At 54.1% G+C, this 19,318-nt stretch carries 19 protein-coding genes, 1 tRNA gene and 2 rRNA genes; 15 read left to right on the top strand and 7 right to left on the bottom strand.

What is annotated here, in order from left to right; genetic code table 11:
* Positions 1–93: 93 nt before the first annotated feature.
* Positions 94–1,014, bottom strand: a complete 921-nt coding sequence (gene moaA / locus ACYQ27_RS11510) for a GTP 3',8-cyclase MoaA (RefSeq protein WP_456396029.1) — start codon at positions 1,012–1,014, stop codon at positions 94–96.
* Positions 1,015–1,132: 118 nt separating this feature from the next.
* On the opposite strand from moaA, the gene ACYQ27_RS11505 reads away from it, so the two are divergent.
* On the top strand, positions 1,133–1,882 hold the full coding sequence (locus tag ACYQ27_RS11505; RefSeq protein ID WP_460041658.1) for a hypothetical protein: 750 nt from the start codon (positions 1,133–1,135) through the stop codon (positions 1,880–1,882).
* Positions 1,848–3,263: a ribonuclease FAU-1 family protein gene (locus ACYQ27_RS11500; RefSeq protein WP_456396020.1), complete on the top strand. Its 1,416-nt coding sequence runs from the start codon at positions 1,848–1,850 to the stop codon at positions 3,261–3,263. Before ACYQ27_RS11505 ends, ACYQ27_RS11500 begins: the two co-directional genes overlap by 35 nt.
* A 1-nt stretch (position 3,264) precedes the next feature.
* On the opposite strand, the gene ACYQ27_RS11495 is transcribed toward ACYQ27_RS11500, so the two are convergent.
* The 4 genes from ACYQ27_RS11495 to ACYQ27_RS11480 form a co-directional block, all read right to left on the bottom strand.
* Positions 3,265–3,651 carry a PIN domain-containing protein gene (locus ACYQ27_RS11495; RefSeq protein WP_456454222.1) on the bottom strand — a complete coding sequence of 129 codons (387 nt, stop codon included), beginning with the start codon at positions 3,649–3,651 and terminating at the stop codon, positions 3,265–3,267.
* On the bottom strand, positions 3,648–3,872 hold the full coding sequence (locus tag ACYQ27_RS11490) for an AbrB/MazE/SpoVT family DNA-binding domain-containing protein (RefSeq protein ID WP_456396018.1): 225 nt from the start codon (positions 3,870–3,872) through the stop codon (positions 3,648–3,650). The genes ACYQ27_RS11495 and ACYQ27_RS11490 overlap by 4 nt, the downstream gene beginning before the upstream one ends.
* A gap of 93 nt (positions 3,873–3,965) precedes the next feature.
* Entirely contained in the window at positions 3,966–4,637 is a 672-nt protein-coding gene (gene radB, locus ACYQ27_RS11485) for a DNA repair and recombination protein RadB (protein WP_456396017.1), read from the bottom strand.
* A 19-nt stretch (positions 4,638–4,656) separates the two neighbouring features.
* Positions 4,657–5,292 carry an MBL fold metallo-hydrolase gene (locus tag ACYQ27_RS11480; RefSeq protein WP_456396016.1) on the bottom strand — a complete coding sequence of 212 codons (636 nt, stop codon included), beginning with the start codon at positions 5,290–5,292 and terminating at the stop codon, positions 4,657–4,659.
* A gap of 159 nt (positions 5,293–5,451) precedes the next feature.
* Here ACYQ27_RS11480 and ACYQ27_RS11475 point away from each other — a divergent pair, with 159 nt between their 5' ends.
* The 10 genes from ACYQ27_RS11475 to ACYQ27_RS11430 all read left to right on the top strand — a co-directional run bounded on the left by ACYQ27_RS11475 (position 5,452) and on the right by ACYQ27_RS11430 (position 14,275).
* Positions 5,452–5,793 (top strand): ASCH domain-containing protein, encoded by a 342-nt coding sequence (locus ACYQ27_RS11475; RefSeq protein ID WP_460041657.1) that lies wholly within the window; start codon positions 5,452–5,454, stop codon positions 5,791–5,793.
* 10 nt (positions 5,794–5,803) lie between these two features.
* On the top strand, positions 5,804–6,502 hold the full coding sequence (locus ACYQ27_RS11470) for a DUF1614 domain-containing protein (RefSeq protein ID WP_456396028.1): 699 nt from the start codon (positions 5,804–5,806) through the stop codon (positions 6,500–6,502).
* 55 nt (positions 6,503–6,557) lie between these two features.
* The gene (locus ACYQ27_RS11465; protein ID WP_456396027.1) at positions 6,558–7,397 is read left to right on the top strand and encodes a ribose-phosphate diphosphokinase; all 840 of its coding nucleotides are present in this window, start codon (positions 6,558–6,560) and stop codon (positions 7,395–7,397) included.
* Between the two features lie 9 nt (positions 7,398–7,406).
* Positions 7,407–7,703: a hypothetical protein gene (locus ACYQ27_RS11460; protein ID WP_456454216.1), complete on the top strand. Its 297-nt coding sequence runs from the start codon at positions 7,407–7,409 to the stop codon at positions 7,701–7,703.
* Entirely contained in the window at positions 7,700–7,966 is a 267-nt protein-coding gene (locus ACYQ27_RS11455) for a hypothetical protein (RefSeq protein ID WP_456454215.1), read from the top strand. The genes ACYQ27_RS11460 and ACYQ27_RS11455 overlap by 4 nt, the downstream gene beginning before the upstream one ends.
* Before the next feature lie 379 nt (positions 7,967–8,345).
* A 16S ribosomal RNA gene (locus ACYQ27_RS11450) occupies positions 8,346–9,831 on the top strand.
* A gap of 52 nt (positions 9,832–9,883) precedes the next feature.
* Positions 9,884–9,960: transfer RNA gene (locus tag ACYQ27_RS11445), tRNA-Ala, on the top strand.
* A 120-nt stretch (positions 9,961–10,080) separates the two neighbouring features.
* Positions 10,081–13,110 (top strand): 23S ribosomal RNA (locus tag ACYQ27_RS11440).
* Together the 16S and 23S rRNA genes with 1 tRNA gene alongside form the textbook arrangement of a ribosomal RNA operon.
* 119 nt (positions 13,111–13,229) lie before the next feature.
* Positions 13,230–13,709 (top strand): magnesium-dependent phosphatase-1, encoded by a 480-nt coding sequence (locus ACYQ27_RS11435; protein WP_456396684.1) that lies wholly within the window; start codon positions 13,230–13,232, stop codon positions 13,707–13,709.
* Positions 13,709–14,275: a DUF366 family protein gene (locus ACYQ27_RS11430; RefSeq protein WP_456452990.1), complete on the top strand. Its 567-nt coding sequence runs from the start codon at positions 13,709–13,711 to the stop codon at positions 14,273–14,275. Before ACYQ27_RS11435 ends, ACYQ27_RS11430 begins: the two co-directional genes overlap by 1 nt.
* Here the strand turns inward: ACYQ27_RS11430 and ACYQ27_RS11425 are convergent.
* Positions 14,269–14,874: a hypothetical protein gene (locus ACYQ27_RS11425; RefSeq protein WP_456396688.1), complete on the bottom strand. Its 606-nt coding sequence runs from the start codon at positions 14,872–14,874 to the stop codon at positions 14,269–14,271. The genes ACYQ27_RS11430 and ACYQ27_RS11425 overlap by 7 nt on opposite strands.
* Before the next feature lie 65 nt (positions 14,875–14,939).
* A complete protein-coding gene (locus tag ACYQ27_RS11420; RefSeq protein WP_460041656.1) occupies positions 14,940–15,818 on the bottom strand; it encodes a PhoI in 879 nt (292 codons plus the stop codon).
* Between the two features lie 124 nt (positions 15,819–15,942).
* Between ACYQ27_RS11420 and lysS the strand changes: the two genes are divergently transcribed.
* The 3 genes from lysS (at position 15,943) to ACYQ27_RS11405 (ending at position 19,181) form a co-directional block, all read left to right on the top strand.
* Positions 15,943–17,523 carry a lysine--tRNA ligase gene (gene lysS / locus ACYQ27_RS11415; RefSeq protein ID WP_460041655.1) on the top strand — a complete coding sequence of 527 codons (1,581 nt, stop codon included), beginning with the start codon at positions 15,943–15,945 and terminating at the stop codon, positions 17,521–17,523.
* A 38-nt stretch (positions 17,524–17,561) separates the two neighbouring features.
* Entirely contained in the window at positions 17,562–18,146 is a 585-nt protein-coding gene (locus tag ACYQ27_RS11410; RefSeq protein WP_456452996.1) for an indolepyruvate oxidoreductase subunit beta, read from the top strand.
* Between the two features lie 120 nt (positions 18,147–18,266).
* Positions 18,267–19,181: an AbrB/MazE/SpoVT family DNA-binding domain-containing protein gene (locus tag ACYQ27_RS11405; RefSeq protein WP_456396674.1), complete on the top strand. Its 915-nt coding sequence runs from the start codon at positions 18,267–18,269 to the stop codon at positions 19,179–19,181.
* The last annotated feature ends 137 nt before the right edge of the window (positions 19,182–19,318 follow it).

Genomic DNA, 19,318 nt, shown 5'->3' with positions numbered 1-19,318 from the left:
ATAGCACGGCGGCTATATAAATACCTTGGTTTCCCTCAGTTTAATTAGCCTTCTGGTGGATTTCGAAGGGTGCGCTCAAACATGCAAAAAACTCTAACGCCAGTAAGGCTGCCTGATTTTAATGGCTTCCCTGAAAACGTCCACAAGCTCCTCATCTGTGGCTCCTTCTCTCAGAGGTGTCAGGATGTCTATCAGGTCGTCCCTTCTGAGGAGGCAGGTTTTCAGATGTCCGTCAGCGGTGAGCCTCAGGCGGGTGCAGTTGGCACAGAAAACCGTGTTGTGCATTGCCCTGACAACTTCCACCTCGGCGGTTCCGCCATTCACCGGCAGAAAGTACTTCCTCCTCCTGTGCATTCTCCTTTCCCTTATTTCCACAGCTTTCCGCTCGAATTCCTCTTCGAGGGGTCTGAGCGGGTAGAAGTACCTCTTAAAAAACCACGACTCTTCAAGCTCCCTGGGGGCTTCGATTTCAATCAGCTGGAGAACAGCACCGGTTCTGGCGGCGTAGTCTATCATATCCCATATTTCATCATCGTTCAGCCCCTTCATAACGACCATGTTGAGCTTGACCGGATTGAAGAGCCGCACCGATTTCTCAATGCCCCTGAGAACCTGAGGCAGAACATCGAAACCCGTGATACGTCTGTATTTTTCTCTATCAAGCGTATCGAGGCTTATATTTACCCTATCCAGTCCGGCCTCCTTCAGGTCTTCCGCAAGGTTATACATGACCGTTCCGTTCGTTGTGAGGGATAGATCCTTCACGTAGGGCCTTATCCTCCTGACGATTTCAACGATGTCCTTCCTTATGGTCGGCTCCCCTCCGGTGAGCTTTACCTTTCTTACCCCCAGCCTTGAGGCGATTCTGACGATTCTCTCTATCTCCTCAGGGGTCATCTCCCTCCGCCCTTCGTTCTGCCCCTCCCTGTGGCAGTAGAAACAGTTCAGGTTGCAGCTCTCCGTCACGGATATTCTGAGGTTGGTCACTGGCCTCCCGAAGCGGTCAAAGAGCACCATCTTTTCACCGCAGTAATTAAGCTCCATATGTTAAAAAAAGCTTATGGGTAAATGATTTCATTTACATCGAAAAGTAAAAGTAGGGGAAGGGGGGAATATTCTAAGGGGGCGTTCTATGAATATCGAAGAGTTGAAGGATTTGGTGCATAAAGCCGGGGAGCTCCACAGGAAATTTGAGAGGGAGTTCCCAAAACTCTATGAAAGCGATGACATCGAGTCGCTCCATTCTCTGGTCAGGCTCCTTTATTCCCTTGCTGAGGAAAAGTTCAACCTTGCCTCCTCCATACACAGAGAGGTTGCGATTATAGGGGGGACAATTGAACATTATGCAAAGGAGCTGCAGAAGAACGAGCACCAGATGAAGTTCCGTCTTGAGGAGGTTCTCTCGCTCCTGCCCCGGGTAAATGACTATGAGAGCAGAACAAAGCTGAAAACCTCCATAGGCAGGCTCGTGCAGTTTCACCGCTTTTATGATTACACGGTTACCCAGTCCATCCAGGGGCTCAGCTCCGAGATTGAAGGGCTGATTTTTATAGGGTCGACAGGCGAAAAAGAGAAAAAGCCTCCGACGAGTATAATGGAGAAGCTCAGGAAAGTTGAGGAAGTTGATGCCCGACTCAGCACGCTCATAGCACTCACGTATCATCTCTACACTCATCCCTCGTGGGTTCATAAGGTTGAAGAGGCCCTGAGAAGGTGGCACTCCAGGGGTTTGCTCTGGGTCGAGGCGAGAAATGTTGAAAAGGAGAGCGGGGTGCGGGATGCCGCACAGATACTTGAAGGTCTTGCCCTCATCGGAATAGCTGAAAAAAGGTATAGGGGTGGTGAAGTTGTCTACAGACTCAGAGGTTTCGGTAAGGATTAGGGGGATATACAGCACGGCGCTGACAAAGCTGTTCCTTGACAGCGGCCTCAGAATCTCTCAGCCGAGCCAGAGGATCGCTGAAAGGCTGGGAATTGAGAAGAGCTACGACGACTTTGACGTGGACATATACGACAAAAAGGACAGGCAGGGTGTTATCATCACGGGCACGGCTGTTGAGAAGGTCAAGGAGGTTCTTGAGGAGGAGTTCATAGATGTTTTCTTCAGGAAGATGCCCTACCAGCTCTACGGCATATACAAAGGGATGGTCGTCAAAAAGGATGAGAGGTATGTTTATGTTGACATAGGGAGCGCCATAGGTTCCGTGATAATTGAGGAGCTCCCGGATGTTATGGAGGGTGATGAAGTCCTCGTTCAGGTAAAGAAGCACAACGTTCTTCCCCATCTGAGCGTGCTTCTGACCGTGCCTGGGGATTATGCGGTTTTAATACCCAAGCCCGTTGGGAGCCAGAGACATGTGAAAATTTCGAGGAAGATCAGGGACAGCGAGGAAAGGGAAAGGCTCAGGATACTGGGTCTGAGTCTTGACCTCGGGGACTGGGGGGTTCTCTGGCGGACAGCAGCTGCATATAAGGACTGGAACCTCCTGAGGGACGAGCTCGTCAAACTGTCCAGACTCGCAGACAGGCTCAAGGAGGCAGACAGGTATTCAGCGCCGGCCCAGATCATTGAGGGAAGAGACATATACGAGGTCGAGTTCGGAGGGGGGGCAAAGAAGAAGCTCGATGAGATTAGGAACCGGGTTGTTCCGACCATCGAGGGACACCACCAGTTCAAGTCCTACGACCCGGAGTTCAGCTTTGCGGTGGAGATAGCCGAGGGGATACTCTCAAAGCTCCCATCACAGAGGGAGAAAATAAAACAGGGATTCATACAGGCGCTGGTTGATAACAAGGGGCCCAAAGTTGGGTGGCTCTTTGTCCTTGAGCACATGAAGCCGGACGGCCAGAAAATAAGAATAGGCCCGGGGGAAGTTGTGGAGGTCTCGGTCAACCCGCTGAAGATCAAGCTGCGGAGAAGCTTAAAGCCGGGGAAGGGATATGATGGCCTTGAAATTCCAATCGAATACGGGGACTATGCAGTAACCGAGATAGAGGAAGGAAAATGGTGGTTCAGGCACAGCTATTACGATAGAAACGGAAATCTGAAAGGGGAGTACTACAACATAAATACCCCTGTGGAGTTCTATCCCGACAAGGTGCGCTACGTTGACCTTGAGGTCGACATAGTCAAGTGGCCTGACGGCAAGAAGGAGATAATCGACAGGGAGAAGCTGAAGGAGCACTATGAAGACGGAATAATCAGTGAGAGGCTTTACAAAGCCACCCTGAGAATCACGCAGGAAGTTTTCGAAAGGATTTGAATCAGGGCATCACTTCGATGCCCAGCTTTTCTGCATCTTTTTTCAGTTTTTTGTCGTAGGTGGCGAGTTTTCTGAAGTCCTCGGCCGTTGCGAGTATTATCATGTCGTTGAAGCGTTTTGGATTTTTTGTCAGCTCAAGGGCTCTTTTTGTGTGCTTTCCCCTATCTCCAATGATCCTCGTTCTTTGATTGTTGAGTATGGAAGAAATCACGCTCTTTATTTCATCTTCAGTATAGCCCCTCTCCCTGAAGAACCAGTAAAGTTCATAAAGAACGATGCTTGGCACCACCCATCTTTCCAAGGATGCCAGCAATGCCCTTGCTTCGTGATTGAACTCCGAGTCTTTCAGAACGGCGTATATGAAGACATTGGTATCTATAACGGTCACTCTTCCTCACCCTGTCCCCTCAGTATTGCCTCCTCAATGTCCTCAATTTTTAACCCCTCGCCTCCGGGGAGCAATGGGAGCTCAAGCTTGCTCTTTTTGAGTACCACTTTCCCGTCTTCGACTTCAACGAGCAGGATGTCGCCGACTTTAATTCCGAGCTTTCTCCTAACATCGCTTGGTATAGTAATCTGATAGTTCCTCGTTACCTTTGTGAGTCCCATATTATCACCAAGCATAGTTGGATTTTGGGAGATAAAAAGCTTTTGGAAAACCTTTAATCTCCCTCTTCTCTTAACTTCCAGGGAAGGGAGAGCTCAATCCTTCATATCCTCAATCCCTCTCTCGGTTATCCTGAAATACACCATTCCCCCCTCCGGCCTGAAGCGGTGTCTCTCAAGAACCGCCACCCTGATGTTCGGTCTGCTGAACCTGTCCAGCCTGAGTATATCCTTGCATTTGTATCCCAGAACATGCTCCGCCACCGGTTTCAAAGTCCCTGCCTTTGAATCAAAATGCACCTGGTTGACCACTATTACCCCGAGGTTGAATTTTCTAGAGAGCCACAGAAGAATCTGCAGCTGCTTTCCAAGCTCTGTGAGGAGCTTGCTCTTGTTCTCTTCCACCCTGTAGTGGGCGGTAATTGAGTCCACGACTATGAGGGAGAAGCTACCATCCACAATGGTCTTGAGCCTTGCAAGGGTTCTCCTCTGCTCTTTAAAATCCCCGGGCTCGAATACGAGAAACTTCTGAAGGGCTCTTTCAGGTTCAATACCCCGGCTTTCTGCCATCAGTGCGATTCTCTCCGGCGAGAACCCCCCCTCCGTATCAATGTATGCGGTCTTGCCGCTGTTCAGGAGGGCTACCTGTGCTGCGAGGGTTGTTTTTCCGGTTGCAAATGCCCCGTAAACCTGCGTTAGAACCTTTCTTCCGATGCCTCCCCCGAGGAGCTCGTCCAAAGCTCTGCTTCCTGTGCTGAGCGGTCTCATGGAATTCACCGGTGTGGGGCTACAGGATAAATTCCTCCCCTATTTCCATGATTTTAACCCTGACCCAGATTCTTCTCTTTTTAAGCTCCTCCTGCAGCTTTTCGGGGGTTGCCTGGGAGTAGACCCCGTAGTGCATCGGGATGACGATTTTTGGCTTTATATCTTCGATTATGTCTGCGGCTTCCCTCTCGTTGGCTGTTGAGCGGCCGCTTATGGGTATTATGAGTATGTCCACCTGCCCTCTCAGCCGTTTGAAGTGAGGGGAGGAATACGTGTCCCCAGTATGGAAAATTCTCTTCTCACCCGTTATGATGTAGCCGACGGGGTACTGACTTGAGGGGTGCTCCATGTAGATGGCCTTCACCTTTACTCCCCTGCCCAGCTCAATCTCCTGTCCATCTTCAATCTCCTGAACGTCGGTCACACCATCGCTGATTGCCATTAGATAAACCGGTTTCGGCCCTATCACCTTTGCACCTCGAAGCCTTGCCAGAAGGGGTATCTTTCCGTAGTGGTCGCTGTGTTCATGCGTCACGAGGATATAATCCACCTCTCCAATCATATCATCATCAACTTCGGGATACGGGTCAATCAGGATTCTCACACCATTGGTTTCGACCCAAAAGCACGCATGTCCGTACCATATAATCTTCATGATGCTGCCTCCAAATAGGGGGTTGGTCAATATTAAACTTAAAGTTTTCCATTTCGATGCCGTTGGCGGCTCTGAGATTCTATCCTTTAAAGGCATTAGAGGGGAGAATCGCACAGTTAGGTTTATAAAATTGGCCTGACTAGGAGAACATGATTAACCATGAGGGGTTTAATTGTCAGGGAGCCATTCGCTTCATGGATTGTTGAAGGAAAAAAGGTCTGGGAGATTAGAAAGTCCCGGACAAGGATAAGGGGCAGGGTGCTGATTCTCACAGGAGGCAGGGCAATTGGCAGCGTTGAACTGACCGATGTCCTCGGCCCTTTCTCTCCGGAAGAGCTTTCCAGATACGAGGACAGGCATCTCGTTGATTATGGCTTCCTGAAGAAATATTCTAATGGCAGAAAGCTCTACGCGTGGGTTCTGCAGAATCCCGAGAAGTTTGAGAGGCCCAAACCGATTGATGTTCCGAGAGGAGCACAGGTATGGGTCAGGGTGAGATGAGAACATGAGCATGAGAAGGTTCATATTCATCCCGCTGGCTCTTCCATTCCTCCTGATTCTCGTTTTCTTAATGGTAATTCTGTTCATGTTCTACGCTGGCGTTATAAGCGCCGCCTTTCAGAAGCTCAACATCCCTGCCCCGGTGGCATACACGCTCTTTTTTGCCGCGATTATCGGCAGCTTTATAAACCTCCCTGTGGCTGAAACAACAACCTACGCTCCTGTGATGAAGCTCAGGGAAGTCAGGTTTTTTGGAATACCGTATCCCGTACCGTATGTGGACTGGGCCGAGCAGAAGGTTGTCATAGCTGTCAATGTTGGGGGTGCGCTTGTTCCCCTCAGCATAGTCTCCTACGAGCTCATGCTGCTCATAATCATGGGACGGAGTCAGCTCCTCATAAACACCATAATTGCGATTCTGCTGGCCTCCCTTCTCAGCCACATGTTTGCAAGGCCAGTCAAAGGGCTGGGCATAGCGATACCCACCCTCATCCCTCCCCTGATAGCCGTGGCATTAGCCCTGCTCCTCGGGGATGGAAACAGGCCGCTTGTGGCATATGCGAGCGGAACAATGGGTGTTCTCATCGGCGCTGATCTGATGAACTGGAACAAAATCAAGAACCTCGGAGCGCCCATGGTTAGCATAGGGGGAGCCGGAACCTTTGATGGAATATTCCTTGCCGGAATAATTGCCGTCCTTCTGGTATAACGGTGGGTTTATAAGCCGTAGATTGAACATCCTCACGGCAAAAGGGGTGGTGCTCATGTTGGCGGTTGGAAGCGGTGGAAAGCATCTTGAGGAAGAACTCAGAAAGCTCGGCGGCGATCTGGTTGGGATTGAGATAAGGAGGTTCCCCGACGGCGAGAAATATGTGCGTGTTTCCGGTTCTTCCAGAGAGGTTACCGTCGTTCAGTCGACCTTCGCCCCTCAGGATGAGCATATGGTTGAGCTGCTCCTCATAGCTGATGCTCTCAGGGAGAACGGGGCCGAGAGGCTCAGGGCTGTCGTTCCTTACCTTGCATACAGCAGACAGGACAGGGTCACGAAGGATGGAGAGCCTGTGAGCGTGAGGGCGATAATGAGAGCTCTGGGCGTTTATTACGATGAGCTCTATGTCTTTGACATTCACAATCCCGAAACACTGAGGTTCTTTCCGGGAAAGGCAGTCAACCTCTCACCGGCAAGGGCCATGGCTGAATACTTTGGGGAGAGGCTTGGCGATGGAATAGTTCTCGCCCCCGATAAGGGAGCGCTGGCTAGAGCAAAGGCCGTTGCAGAAGAGCTTGGTCTTGAGTACAGCCACTTTGAGAAGGAGCGTATATCACCCACAGAGGTTCGAATGAAGCCGGTCGATGTCGATGTCGCTGGCAGGAACGTGCTCATAGTCGATGACATCATAAGCACCGGCGGAACTATGATTCGCGCAGCGAACCTGCTCAAGGACATGGGTGCGGAGAAGGTTTTCGTTGCCGCAACCCACGGCGTTTTCGCCGAGGGAGCCATAGAGCGCGTTGGCAAAGCCGTCGATGAGCTTGCGGTCACCAATACAATCCCAACGCCTGTCTCAAAGATAAGCGTGGTGCCCGAGATAGTGAAGCTGTGAGGGGAGTTTATGACCCGGCCGGTATCCCTTCTTTCCCTCCTAATTTTTCTAACGTTCTTTGGCGGAGGCTTCATAATACTAACATCTTTTCTGGTGGGTGGTGCTTTGGGCTCAAGGATTCCATCTGCGGAGAGTCTGTCCTTAGTCCTCTCACTTATGCTTCTCCTGCCTCTGGCGAAGAGGTTCTTCCTTGCCGTGGGACTGGACGAGGATTCGTCCAGAAAGCTGGCTTTAATCGTTGGGCTCCTCTCAGTTTTGGTCTTCTATGTGACAATACCAAGGGCCTGTGGGTGGTGCCGTCCATGAGGAGAGCCTTCCTCTACACCGCTGGCTTTACCGTCATGATGCTCATAGCCTCCCTTGACTTCCTTCTCTTTGTTGACCGCTTGCTCCCGCTGAGGGGAAAGGTGTTGCCCTTCTTAGTTTCTCTTTCCATGGTTTTCTTGGGAGGCTACGTCGCGATGAGTGCTGGGAAAAGCATCGGTTTGAATGAAGACGAGATTGAGACCATGGCATTGATTAGCTCCATCTCCACGGGCATGCTACTCATGCTGTTTTTCCTCTTTTAATCCTCCAAAAAATTTTATCATTTTTATGTCTAAAATTATGCATTTTATCGGCGCTTTTTGACAGCTTCTTTTTCAAAAATTCCCTCTGAGGAGGATTTTGCAAAAATTTTGTATCGGTGGGGTTCCCCCCTATTGGATGGAGCGCCCGAACAGGGTGCGACAAAGCCCAGGTGCCAAGACGGCGGCGTCGGGGGGAACGGGTGCAAAGCACCCAGCATGAACCCCGCCCTCCAACCATGGGCACAGCAGGTGCGCTCCCAAGGAAACCCCGAAAGGGGGAACCCTTGGGGGTAAGGCAGGCCCAACATCCCGACTAAACCCCGGACGGAATTTGGTACTTCCCCTTGAGGGAAGTCCCACCGGCCGTACTCCTTGCTCAATTCCGGTTGATCCTGCCGGAGGCCACTGCTATGGGGGTCCGACTAAGCCATGCGAGTCATGGGGCGCCTTGCGCGCACCGGCGGACGGCTCAGTAACACGTCGGTAACCTACCCTCGGGAGGGGGATAACCCCGGGAAACTGGGGCTAATCCCCCATAGGCCTGAGGTACTGGAAGGTCCTCAGGCCGAAAGGGGCTCTGCCCGCCCGAGGATGGGCCGGCGGCCGATTAGGTAGTTGGTGGGGTAACGGCCCACCAAGCCGAAGATCGGTACGGGCCATGAGAGTGGGAGCCCGGAGATGGACACTGAGACACGGGTCCAGGCCCTACGGGGCGCAGCAGGCGCGAAACCTCCGCAATGCGGGAAACCGCGACGGGGGGACCCCCAGTGCCGTGGCAACGCCACGGCTTTTCCGGAGTGTAAAAAGCTCCGGGAATAAGGGCTGGGCAAGGCCGGTGGCAGCCGCCGCGGTAATACCGGCGGCCCGAGTGGTGGCCGCTATTATTGGGCCTAAAGCGTCCGTAGCCGGGCCTGTAAGTCCCTGGCGAAATCCCACGGCTCAACCGTGGGGCTTGCTGGGGATACTGCAGGCCTTGGGACCGGGAGAGGCCGGGGGTACTCCTGGGGTAGGGGTGAAATCCTATAATCCCAGGAGGACCGCCAGTGGCGAAGGCGCCCGGCTGGAACGGGTCCGACGGTGAGGGACGAAGGCCAGGGGAGCGAACCGGATTAGATACCCGGGTAGTCCTGGCTGTAAAGGATGCGGGCTAGGTGTCGGGTGAGCTCCGAGCTCGCCCGGTGCCGCAGGGAAGCCGTTAAGCCCGCCGCCTGGGGAGTACGGCCGCAAGGCTGAAACTTAAAGGAATTGGCGGGGGAGCACTACAAGGGGTGGAGCGTGCGGTTTAATTGGATTCAACGCCGGGAACCTCACCGGGGGCGACGGCAGGATGAAGGCCAGGCTGAAGGTCTTGCCGGACACGCCGAGAGGAGGTGCATGGCCGCCGTCAGCTCGTACCGTGAGGCGTCCACTTAAGTGTGGTAACGAGCGAGACCCGTGCCCCCAGTTGCCAGTCCTTCCCGCTGGGAGGGAGGCACTCTGGGGGGACCGCCGGCGATAAGCCGGAGGAAGGAGCGGGCGACGGTAGGTCAGTATGCCCCGAAACCCCCGGGCTACACGCGCGCTACAATGAGCGGGACAATGGGATCCGACCCCGAAAGGGGAAGGGAATCCCCTAAACCCGCTCCCAGTTCGGATCGCGGGCTGCAACTCGCCCGCGTGAAGCTGGAATCCCTAGTACCCGCGTGTCATCATCGCGCGGCGAATACGTCCCTGCTCCTTGCACACACCGCCCGTCACTCCACCCGAGCGGGGTCTGGATGAGGCTCGATCTCCCTTCGGGGAGGCCGGGTCGAGTCCGGGCTCCGTGAGGGGGGAGAAGTCGTAACAAGGTAGCCGTAGGGGAACCTACGGCTCGATCACCTCCTATCGCCGGAAATCCGTCCGGGGGGTTTAAGGGATGTTGGGCCTGCCTTTAGTGGGCCGGTAGCTCAGCCTGGGAGAGCGCCGGCTTTGCAAGCCGGAGGCCCCGGGTTCAAATCCCGGCCGGTCCACCACGAAGAGGTGCACATCCCGAGCTTTGCTCGGGGTGGAAGGGTCCTAGGCCCCGAACAGGGGTCACGATGAGGACCGTGCATAGGCGGATTGACCCAAAAAATGCCCAGCCCTCTAAGTAGAGGGCAGAAAACCTAAGCCGTCTGGTGGATGGCTCGGCTCGGGGCGCCGACGAAGGGCGTGGCAAGCTGCGATAAGCCCCGGCGAGGCGCAGGCAGCCGTAGAACCGGGGATTCCCGAATGGGACTTCCTGCGGCTTTGCCGCACTCCCGTCAGGGAGGGGGAACGCGGGGAATTGAAACATCTTAGTACCCGCAGGAAAAGAAAGCAAAAGCGATGCCGTTAGTAGGGGCGACCGAAAGCGGCACAGGGCAAACTGAACCCTGAGTCGAAGAGACTCAGGGGATGTGGTGTTGTGGGCCCTGCGCTGGAGCCTCGGGGGTGAAGCCGAAGTCCGCTGGAACGCGGCGCCGGAGAGGGTGAAAGCCCCGTAGGCGTAAGCCCTCAGGCTCCTGCAGGGTTCCTGAGTACCGTCGGTCGGATATCCGGCGGGAATCTGGGAGGCATCGGCTCCCAACCCTAAATACGTCCCGAGACCGATAGCGAACTAGTACCGTGAGGGAAAGCTGAAAAGCACCCCTGGCAGGGGGTGAAAAGAGCCTGAAACCAGGCGGCGATAGGTGGGTGCGGCCCGAAAGGGTTGAGTCTCCCCGAAGGAAACCGCGGCGACGCGGGAGTACGAGGGGAGAGGACCGGGGTTGCACCGTCCGTCTTGGATCACGGGGCAGGGAGTTCATCCGAGCGGCGAGGTTAAGGGGGTTAAGCCCCGAAGCCACAGGGAAACCGACAGGTCCGCAGGCGCTTCGCCGAGGGACGGGGTGTGAAAGCGCCCGGAGTCGCTCGGATGAGACCCGAAGCCGGTCGATCTAGCCCGGGGCAGGGTGAAGTCCCTCAACAGAGGGATGGAGGCCCGATAGGGATGCTGACGTGCAATTCGCTCCCGTGACCTCGGGCTAGGGGTGAAAGGCCAATCGAGGCCGGCGATAGCTGGTTCCCGCCGAATTATCCCTCAGGATAGCCCGGCCGGAGGTAGGCGGTGGGGTAGAGCACTGATTGGGTGTTTAGGGGGAGAAATCCCCCGGCACCCTGTCAAACTCCGAACCCACCGTCGCCGTAGATGGCCGGAGTAGGGGGACGGTGTAAGCCGTCACCCGAGAGGGGAACAACCCAAACCGGGGTTAAGGCCCCTAAGTGTCGGCTAAGTGTTACTCCAAAGGGTGTCCTTGGCCTTAGACAGCGGGGAGGTAGGCTTAGAAGCAGCCATCCTTTAAAGAGTGCGTAACAGCTCACCCGTCGAGGTCAGGGGCCCCGAAAATGGACGGGGCTTAAGCCGACCGCCGAGACCCCGGCGCACGGACCGATTGGTCCGTGATCGGGTAGGCGGGCGTGCCGGTGGGGTGGAAGCCGGGCCGTAAGGTCCGGTGGACCCGTCGGTGTTGTGGATCCTGCCGGGAGTAGCAGCATAGCCGGGTGAGAATCCCGGCCGCCGAAGGGGCAAGGGTTCCACGGCAATGTTCGTCAGCCGTGGGTTAGTCGGTCCTAAGCCAGCCCGTAACTCGGCGCTGGCGAAAGGGAAACGGGTTTATATTCCCGTACCGCGGTGGTAGGTGCGGCAACGCAAGCCCGGAGGGTGACGCCTCGGGGTAGGCAGACCGGTCCAAAAGGCCGGCTAAGCGTATAAGTCCGGGGAGTGCCGTAATGGCGAGAACCGGATGAAAGCGCGAATGGCCTCCCGTAAGGGGGGTTCTGCCGATCCCTGGGGCCCGTGAAAAGCCCTCCGGGAACGATCCACCGCGACCGTACCGAGAACCAACACAGGTGCCCCTGGGTGAGAAGCCTAAGGCGTGTCGGGGGAAACCCAGCCGAGGGAACTCGGCAAATTGGCCCCGTAACTTTGGGAGAAGGGGTGCCTGCGGGTGCGTAACCCGCAGGTCGCAGTGACTAGGAGGGCCCGACTGTTTAGTAAAAACACAGGTCCCAGCTAGCCCGAAAGGGTTTGTACTGGGGCCGACGCCTGCCCAGTGCCGGTACGTGAAGCCCGGGTTCAACCGGGTGAAGCGCCGGTAAACGGCGGGGGTAACTATAACCCTCTTAAGGTAGCGAAATTCCTTGTCGGTTAAATGCCGACCTGCATGAATGGCGTAACGAGGCCCTCACTGTCCCCGGCTGGGGCCCGGCGAAACCACTGCCTGGCGCATATGCCAGGGACCTCCGGTGGGAAGCGAAGACCCCATGGAGCTTTACTGCAGCCTGCCGTTGCTGTACGGCGGGGGGTGCGCAGCGTAGGCGGGAGGCGTCGAAGCCCGTCCTCCGGGGCGGGTGGAGCCGTCCATGAGACACCGCCCACCCTTTGCCGTACAGCTAACCCGCGAATGCGGGGACAGCGGTAGGTGGGCAGTTTGGCTGGGGCGGCACACCCTCGAAAAGGTATCGAGGGTGCCCTAAGGTCGGCTCAGGCGGGTCAGGAATCCGCCGTAGAGTGCAAGGGCAAAAGCCGGCCTGACTGGACCCGTAACAGAGGCGGGTCCAGCCGCGAAAGCGTGGCCTAGCGAACCCCTGAGCCTCCCCGGTGGGGGCCAGGGATGACAGAAAAGCTACCCTGGGGATAACAGAGTCGTCTCGGGCGAGAGCCCATATCGACCCCGAGGCTTGCTACCTCGCTGTCGGCTCTTCCCATCCTGGTCCTGCAGCAGGGGCCAAGGGTGGGGGTGTTCACCCATTAAAGGGGAACGTGAGCTGGGTTTAGACCGTCGTGAGACAGGTCGGATGCTATCTACCGGAGGTGTTGGCCGCCTGAGGGGAAGGTGCCCTCAGTACGAGAGGAACAGGGTGCCGCGGCCTCTGGTCTACCGGTCCTCCTACAGGGGGTAGCCGGGCAGCTACGCCGTGTCCGATAAGGCCTGAAAGCATCTAAGGCCGAAGCGGTCCCCGAAAATAGGCGGCCACTCCCTGGCGCAGGGGGTCGGGCGACCGATCCTTTGCCAGGGACGAGGGCTCGGGAAGAAGACCCGTTTAATAGGGCGGGGGTGTAAGCGGGAAGGGAAACCGACCCGTTTAGCCTGCCGCTCCTAACAGCCCGAGGTTTCTGCCCTCGAAATGAGGGCTGGGCATTTGATAGGTCAATCCGCCTGTGCGCGGTCCCCCCCTGAATTTCTGAAATCCTATCGCAATTGTTAAAACCTGTTTGTGGGGATTATTCTCTGGTGGTGTGATGAAGCTGCTCGTTCTTGACCTTGATGGCACCCTCTGGGATCACGAGGATGCATCGAGACTGGTGCCCCCTTTTTTGGTGAGTTCAGATGGCGAGGGGGTTGTCGATGCTTACGGAGAAGAGCTGGTTCTTTTCCCGGGGGTCAGGGACTTTCTTGAGTGGGCGAAGGAACGTTTTCTGCTGTCAGTAGCAAGCTGGAATCTGGAGGAGTTTGTGCGCCCGATTCTGGAGGCGCTTGGCCTTTGGGACTACTTTGTTTTTCCGAAGATTGAGGGACATCCCGACAAAGCCAGCATGATTGAGAGGACTCTGCTGGAGCTGAAAGCGGCAGGATACACCGTGGATGGGGTTATATACGTCGATGACAGAACTATCCATGTTGATGAGGTGGTAAATGCCATCCCTGATCTGAAATTTATCCACATGTGGACTGATGTGAAGAGCTTTGAGGAGCTGAAAAAGATGCTGGAGGTGCTGTAATGGAGCTGTTTGTTGTGAGGGACAGGCGTATTGATTATGACGGCTCCGCAATAGGGAGCCACTGGGCTTACCGCAACTTTGGAATCCTCGGCAACTCGCTCGTTGTTTTTAGGGGTAGATGTGACGTTAAGGTCGAGGAGATGATTGACATTGAGGATTTAAGGGCGAGCAGGGAGATCAAAAGCGATGACATGGTTCACTACATCATCGAGGTCTTTGACCTGGTGAATACGCTCTTCGCCTCAACGCTCCAGAAGCTTTTCATAGCCAGGCTCTGCGAGGTTCTCGGTGAATACGGTGTAAGAACCATCAGGAAGGGCGACGACATCTATGTCGACGATAAAAAGCTCAGCATCTCCATAGCTACAGTTTCGCCGGTCAGCATCAAAATCCACATCGGGATAAACGTGGAAGCAAAGGGAATCCCAGAGGATGTGAAGGCAATCGGGCTGAAGGAACTTGGAATCACCGACGTTGAGGAGTTTATGGAGAAGAGCGGAAAGGCCCTCGCAGAAGAGTTCAAAAAGGTGAGGAAGGACAGTCTGAAGGTGAGGTGGGCTCAGTAGAGGAGGAATAGAACGCTTCCAACCAGCGGCACCGCCAGGTTATCATCGAGGTAGGGCTGATATTCTGCGAGCATTAGAATTCCTGCCCATGCTATTTTCCCGGTGAGCCCTGCATCGAGGAACAGAAAGGCTATTGCCCCGGCGGTTATGAGATACCCGAGGCTTCCAGTCCAGTGCTTTTTCAGCTTTACATCAAACCCATGTCTCTGGAAATAGAAGTGCCTTATGACTCCTGTAACACCATCACTCACCGCCATCGCCAAAAGCAGAGCGGTTGCGTATTCTCTCGGCAGAAACAGAGCAACGAATGATGCCGAAAATGCAAAAAGCACTTCTCCATAGTTGTGCTTTATCTGGTACCACGAAAATTCCCTTCTGCTTAAATGGGGCCATAACTGGAATGCACCAAAGAGAAATGCCGCTGATGCGAAAATCTCCCGCGGGATGTTCCCTGTGTAGTAGAAGAGGATTGCGGGGACGATGCTGAAGTGTATAATTTTGCGGTTTATCCACGCGTATTTCTCCCCGAGCTTTTTTGTGAGGACTATTGCGGCTATAATGAACGACGCCGCCGTTATTACGTATCCCATCAGGTTCATTGATTCCACCGGAATTAAAAATGAAAGAACATTAATATGCCTTTCGCCTGATGTCTTGGTCAGCTTCACCGACTGCCGAAAGCAGAGCTCACTTCCATGAGGGCCCAGTAGAGGTCGTTTGCATGAACAGTGAAATACCACTCTGAGGAACTGCTGAGCTCTCCCCTGGACTTTCCGGTAAGCTCTCCATAAATTCCCGTTATTCTGATTTTCGGTGCCGTCGTGGAGAGCCTGAGGTTGACCCTCACAGGCCTCCCTTCTTTCCATACAATCCCCACCTTGAGGCCCGCCCTTGTCTCTTTCCTCTTTCTAAGCCCGAGCTTCAGATAGCGGAGCACCTCCGGATTGACGCCGTTTTCCTCTGCCTTTTCACGAAAATACTCCTCCGCAAGCGTGAGACCTTTCATACCGAGGCTGTACCTGAAGACCGGGATTCCGAGGTTTTTGGACTTCCGGCCCTTGTAGCCATAGACCTCAATCTCCCTGCCCGTGCCCCTGGAGGCCAGATAGATGCCCTTTGGTTTCTCGCTGGCATGCCCCTGCAGTGCCTCTGTTATGGACTCAATGCTCTCAAACTTCAGCGAAAAAGCTGCCCACGTGCTCCAGAGCCTCGGCGGGACTGAGGTGAAGCCCAGATCCTCAAGGTGGTATTCCCCGGGCAGAATTTTGAACATCACGAAGCCCTTTTCATTCACCAGCATTTCAACCCATGCTTTCTCCTCCGGCAGGATGCAGTATCTTCCGTCATTTTCAAATTTTCCTGCCTTTAAAACTCTCTCCTTCCGTATCACCCTGCCGCCGGAAAAGCTTGAGACAACCGGAACGGGTGTTCTCGCTTTGCTTTCCTTATCATATGGCACTTTGAACCCTGCTTTCAGCAATTCCTCCTGGATTTCGAGGGAGGCCGGAAAGAAGACCTGCATACTATCAACCGCCAGTTTCATCTTATTAGCCCCCAGCGTTTATATATTACAATCAGTAAAAGTTAAAACTTACGATTTTATAAAGTTTTCCCCTGTGCTCAAAGTTTAAAAAGCATACGGAGGATTAGATGCTGGAGGGTGTGATATGGTTCATTGGGCCGATTACATGGCTGAAAAAATCATCAGAGAGCGTGGGGACAGGGAGGAGTACGTGGTGGAGAGCGGAATAACGCCGAGCGGTTACGTTCACATCGGCAATTTCAGGGAGTTTTTTACCGCTTACATAGTCGGCCACGCTTTGAAGGACAGGGGCAAGAGGGTCAGGCACATCCACATGTGGGACGACTACGACCGCTTCAGGAAGGTTCCCAAGAACGTACCTGAGGAATGGAAAGAGTACTTCACAATGCCCGTCGGGGAGGTTCCAGACCCGTGGGGCTGCCATAAAAGCTACGGTGACCATTTCATGAGCCTTTTTGAGAGCGAGGTTGAGAAGCTGGGCATTGAGGTTGATTTCCTTCATGCACGGGAGCTCTACAGGAAGGGGGAATATGCGGAGGAGATTAGAAAAGCCCTTGAGAGGCGTGATGAAATAAAAGCGATTCTCGATGGGTTCCGCGATAGGGCAAAGCAGCCCCATCTTGAGGAGAGCTGGCAGCCCGTTCAGATATACTGCCCGAAGTGCAGGCGCGAAGCCGAGTTCGTGGCCTGGGACGGTGAATGGAGGATAAAATACCTCTGTAAGCACTGCGGCAGTGAGGGCGAGACCGACATAAGGGACGGAAACGTCAAGTTGAGGTGGCGCGTGGACTGGCCGATGCGCTGGGCACACTTTAAGGTCGACTTTGAGCCCGCTGGAAAGGATCATCTGGCAGCGGGCGGCTCGTATGACACCGGCAGGGAGGTAGTGGAGAAAATCTTTGGCTGGCCGGCTCCGATGACGCTTATGTATGAGTTCGTCGGGATTAAGGGGCAGAAGGGCAAGATGTCCGGAAGTAAGGGCAACGTTATACTCCTGAGCGACCTGTATGAAGTTTTGGAGCCCGGAATAATACGCTTCATCTACGCCAAGGCAAGGCCGAACAAGGAGCTCAAGATCGACCTTGGATTAGGCCTTCTCAACCTCTACGACGAGTTTGACAGGGTTGAGAGGATTTACTTCGGTCTTGAGCATGCGAAGAACCCGGAGGAGGAAGAGGAGCTCAGGAGAACCTACGAGCTTTCGATGCCCGAACTGCCGGAGAGGCTCATCGCTCAAGCGCCCTTCAGGTTCCTGGTTACCCTCGTTCAGATGCCCCACCTTGACGAGAATGGAATAATGCGCGTTCTTCAGGAACAGGGGCATCTTCCAGAGAAGCTTGGAGAAGAGGACATCAGACGCATAAAGTTGCGCATTCGCCTCGCCAGAAACTGGGTTGAGAGGTATGCCCCTGATAATGTCAGGTTTACAGTTCTTCAGAAGCCGCCGGAGATTCGCTTTGAGCCTGAAATCGAAGAAGCTCTCGGGGAAGTTGCGGCCTGGCTTGAGGGGCATGGGAGCTTTACCGTCGATGAGCTCAACAACATCATATTCGATGCTGCAAAGAAGAGGGGAATTCCGAGCAAGAAATGGTTTAAGGCACTCTACAACATCTTCATAGGCAAGGACAGGGGGCCCAGGCTTGCACCCTTCCTGGCCTCCCTTGAGAGGGAGTTTGTTGTCAGGCGCCTCCGTCTGGAGGCATGATTCCCTCGCCATGTTTAAAATCCCGGAAGGTGGTGTTTATGGAGTTCAATCTGATAATCACGGGTGTTGGGGGACAGGGGGGCTTAACCCTCTCGCGCATAATCGGGAACGCGGCGATGGAGGAGGGTTACAACGTTAGAATCGGTGAAACCCTTGGGATGAGCCAGCGATATGGAAGCGTTCTCAGCTATCTCCGCTTTGGGGACGAGGTTCACTCTCCCCTTATTGAGGAGGGTGAGGCCAACCTCATGCTCGCCCTTGAGCCGGCTGAGGCTCTCAGAAATGCCCGTTTTCTGGGAGGGAGAAGTTACGCCGTTGTGAACGCATACCCCATTCATACCGCAACGACGCTTGTCGGAAAGGAGAGATATCCGGAGCTGGGCGATGTTGAAAGGGCACTGGGGAAGATATGCCGCGTGGACCTCAGGGATTTCCAGAGGGAGGCTGATGCAATTAATCCGAGGACGCTCGGCGTTCTCATGCTTGGCTATGCGTGGGTAAGGGGCGGGCTCCCCCTCAAAAGAGAAAGTCTCTATGAGGGAATACGGAGAACACTGAAGGAAAAGCTCTGGGATGTGAACTTCAGGGCCCTTGAGAGGGGAATTGAGCTCGGAGGTGAATGATCCCTTCCAATTCTATTCTCTCTATTGGCTGGAGCATTATTGGGCTTATCCCGCAACAGCCTTCTCTGGGAAAGCCTTATATAGTTCTCCCGGATTTCCTATATAGACGGGGTGATATCTATGGAGTTCAGAAAGATTCAATTTACAGGAAGGAGTTCATACATAATATCCCTGCCAAAGAAATGGATAAAAAATCACGGACTGAAGCAGGGGGATGTTGTTCCTCTCACAATAAATCCTGACGGTTCGGTGACGATATTCCCGAAAGAGCCGAGGGAAATAAGTGAGAAAAAAATCCTGGAGATATCCAGGGAATATTCTCCTGACATGGCAGTTCGCCTGGCTATATCGGCCTATATTCAGGGCTATGACCTCCTTGAGATACGCTTTGCTGGCGAAATGCCCCAGTACAAGGTCAAGCTGAGAAAGATACTCCAGAGCCTTCCCGGAGTGGAGATAATTCTGGACGAACCCCAGAGGATAGTGGCCAAGAGCCTTCTGGCTGAGGAAGAGGTCAATCTCGCGGAGATTCTGAACAGAATTCGCTCGCTTATAATTTCAATGCTCGGTGATCTCGAACTGCTGGTGAGTGCCTCAGAAAAGGAGGAGATATTCAGGGATATAAACGACCTGGAAAATGAGCTTGACAGGTTCTACTTCCTGATAATAAGGGCGGTAAACAGGCTTCTCACGAGGAGGGCCCTGAGTGAGGAGAGCGGAATCATTAAAAGGACATTTGACCTGCTGGGAATACTGTTCATAGTGCGCAACATAGAGAGAATCGGCGACCACATAATCAGAATAGCGGAGAACCCCGACAGCATAGATATATCCTATCTCAAGGGGAAGTTCAGCGAGATGATGGAGCAGATTGAGAAGAGGGACCTGCTGAAGATAGACAGCCTGATGCTTGAGCTGAAGGAGGAGATTAAGGGCATAGACTACAGGCAGTCCATAGCGATGGAGAGCTACAGGAGGATACTGGAGTACCTTGAGAACATAGGGGAGACCATAATTAACATGGCAATAAGCTGATATGCATCTTTTCGTTTTCCCACTCCTTAAGGGCGCACCGAAGTCTCTGAGAACCTAAGGGAGACCATAATCAACATGGCAATAAGCTGATAGGCATCTTTCCGTTTCCATAATCCTTTTAACCGTTCGAGGCTCAG

The organism is Thermococcus atlanticus (genome assembly GCF_054657855.1).
This window is presented reverse-complemented; position numbering and strand designations above follow the sequence as displayed.

Coding starts and splice junctions, on each gene's coding strand:
- ACYQ27_RS11505 (WP_460041658.1), top strand. CDS start 1,133: ATGAATATCGAAGAGTTGAAGGATTTGGTGCATAAAGCCGGGGAGCTC.
- ACYQ27_RS11490 (WP_456396018.1), bottom strand. CDS start 3,872: ATGGGACTCACAAAGGTAACGAGGAACTATCAGATTACTATACCAAGC.
- radB (WP_456396017.1), bottom strand. CDS start 4,637: ATGAGACCGCTCAGCACAGGAAGCAGAGCTTTGGACGAGCTCCTCGGG.
- ACYQ27_RS11480 (WP_456396016.1), bottom strand. CDS start 5,292: ATGAAGATTATATGGTACGGACATGCGTGCTTTTGGGTCGAAACCAAT.
- ACYQ27_RS11475 (WP_460041657.1), top strand. CDS start 5,452: ATGAGGGGTTTAATTGTCAGGGAGCCATTCGCTTCATGGATTGTTGAA.
- ACYQ27_RS11470 (WP_456396028.1), top strand. CDS start 5,804: ATGAGAAGGTTCATATTCATCCCGCTGGCTCTTCCATTCCTCCTGATT.
- ACYQ27_RS11465 (WP_456396027.1), top strand. CDS start 6,558: ATGTTGGCGGTTGGAAGCGGTGGAAAGCATCTTGAGGAAGAACTCAGA.
- ACYQ27_RS11460 (WP_456454216.1), top strand. CDS start 7,407: ATGACCCGGCCGGTATCCCTTCTTTCCCTCCTAATTTTTCTAACGTTC.
- ACYQ27_RS11455 (WP_456454215.1), top strand. CDS start 7,700: ATGAGGAGAGCCTTCCTCTACACCGCTGGCTTTACCGTCATGATGCTC.
- ACYQ27_RS11435 (WP_456396684.1), top strand. CDS start 13,230: ATGAAGCTGCTCGTTCTTGACCTTGATGGCACCCTCTGGGATCACGAG.
- ACYQ27_RS11430 (WP_456452990.1), top strand. CDS start 13,709: ATGGAGCTGTTTGTTGTGAGGGACAGGCGTATTGATTATGACGGCTCC.
- ACYQ27_RS11425 (WP_456396688.1), bottom strand. CDS start 14,874: ATGAACCTGATGGGATACGTAATAACGGCGGCGTCGTTCATTATAGCC.
- ACYQ27_RS11420 (WP_460041656.1), bottom strand. CDS start 15,818: ATGAAACTGGCGGTTGATAGTATGCAGGTCTTCTTTCCGGCCTCCCTC.
- lysS (WP_460041655.1), top strand. CDS start 15,943: ATGGTTCATTGGGCCGATTACATGGCTGAAAAAATCATCAGAGAGCGT.
- ACYQ27_RS11410 (WP_456452996.1), top strand. CDS start 17,562: ATGGAGTTCAATCTGATAATCACGGGTGTTGGGGGACAGGGGGGCTTA.
- ACYQ27_RS11405 (WP_456396674.1), top strand. CDS start 18,267: ATGGAGTTCAGAAAGATTCAATTTACAGGAAGGAGTTCATACATAATA.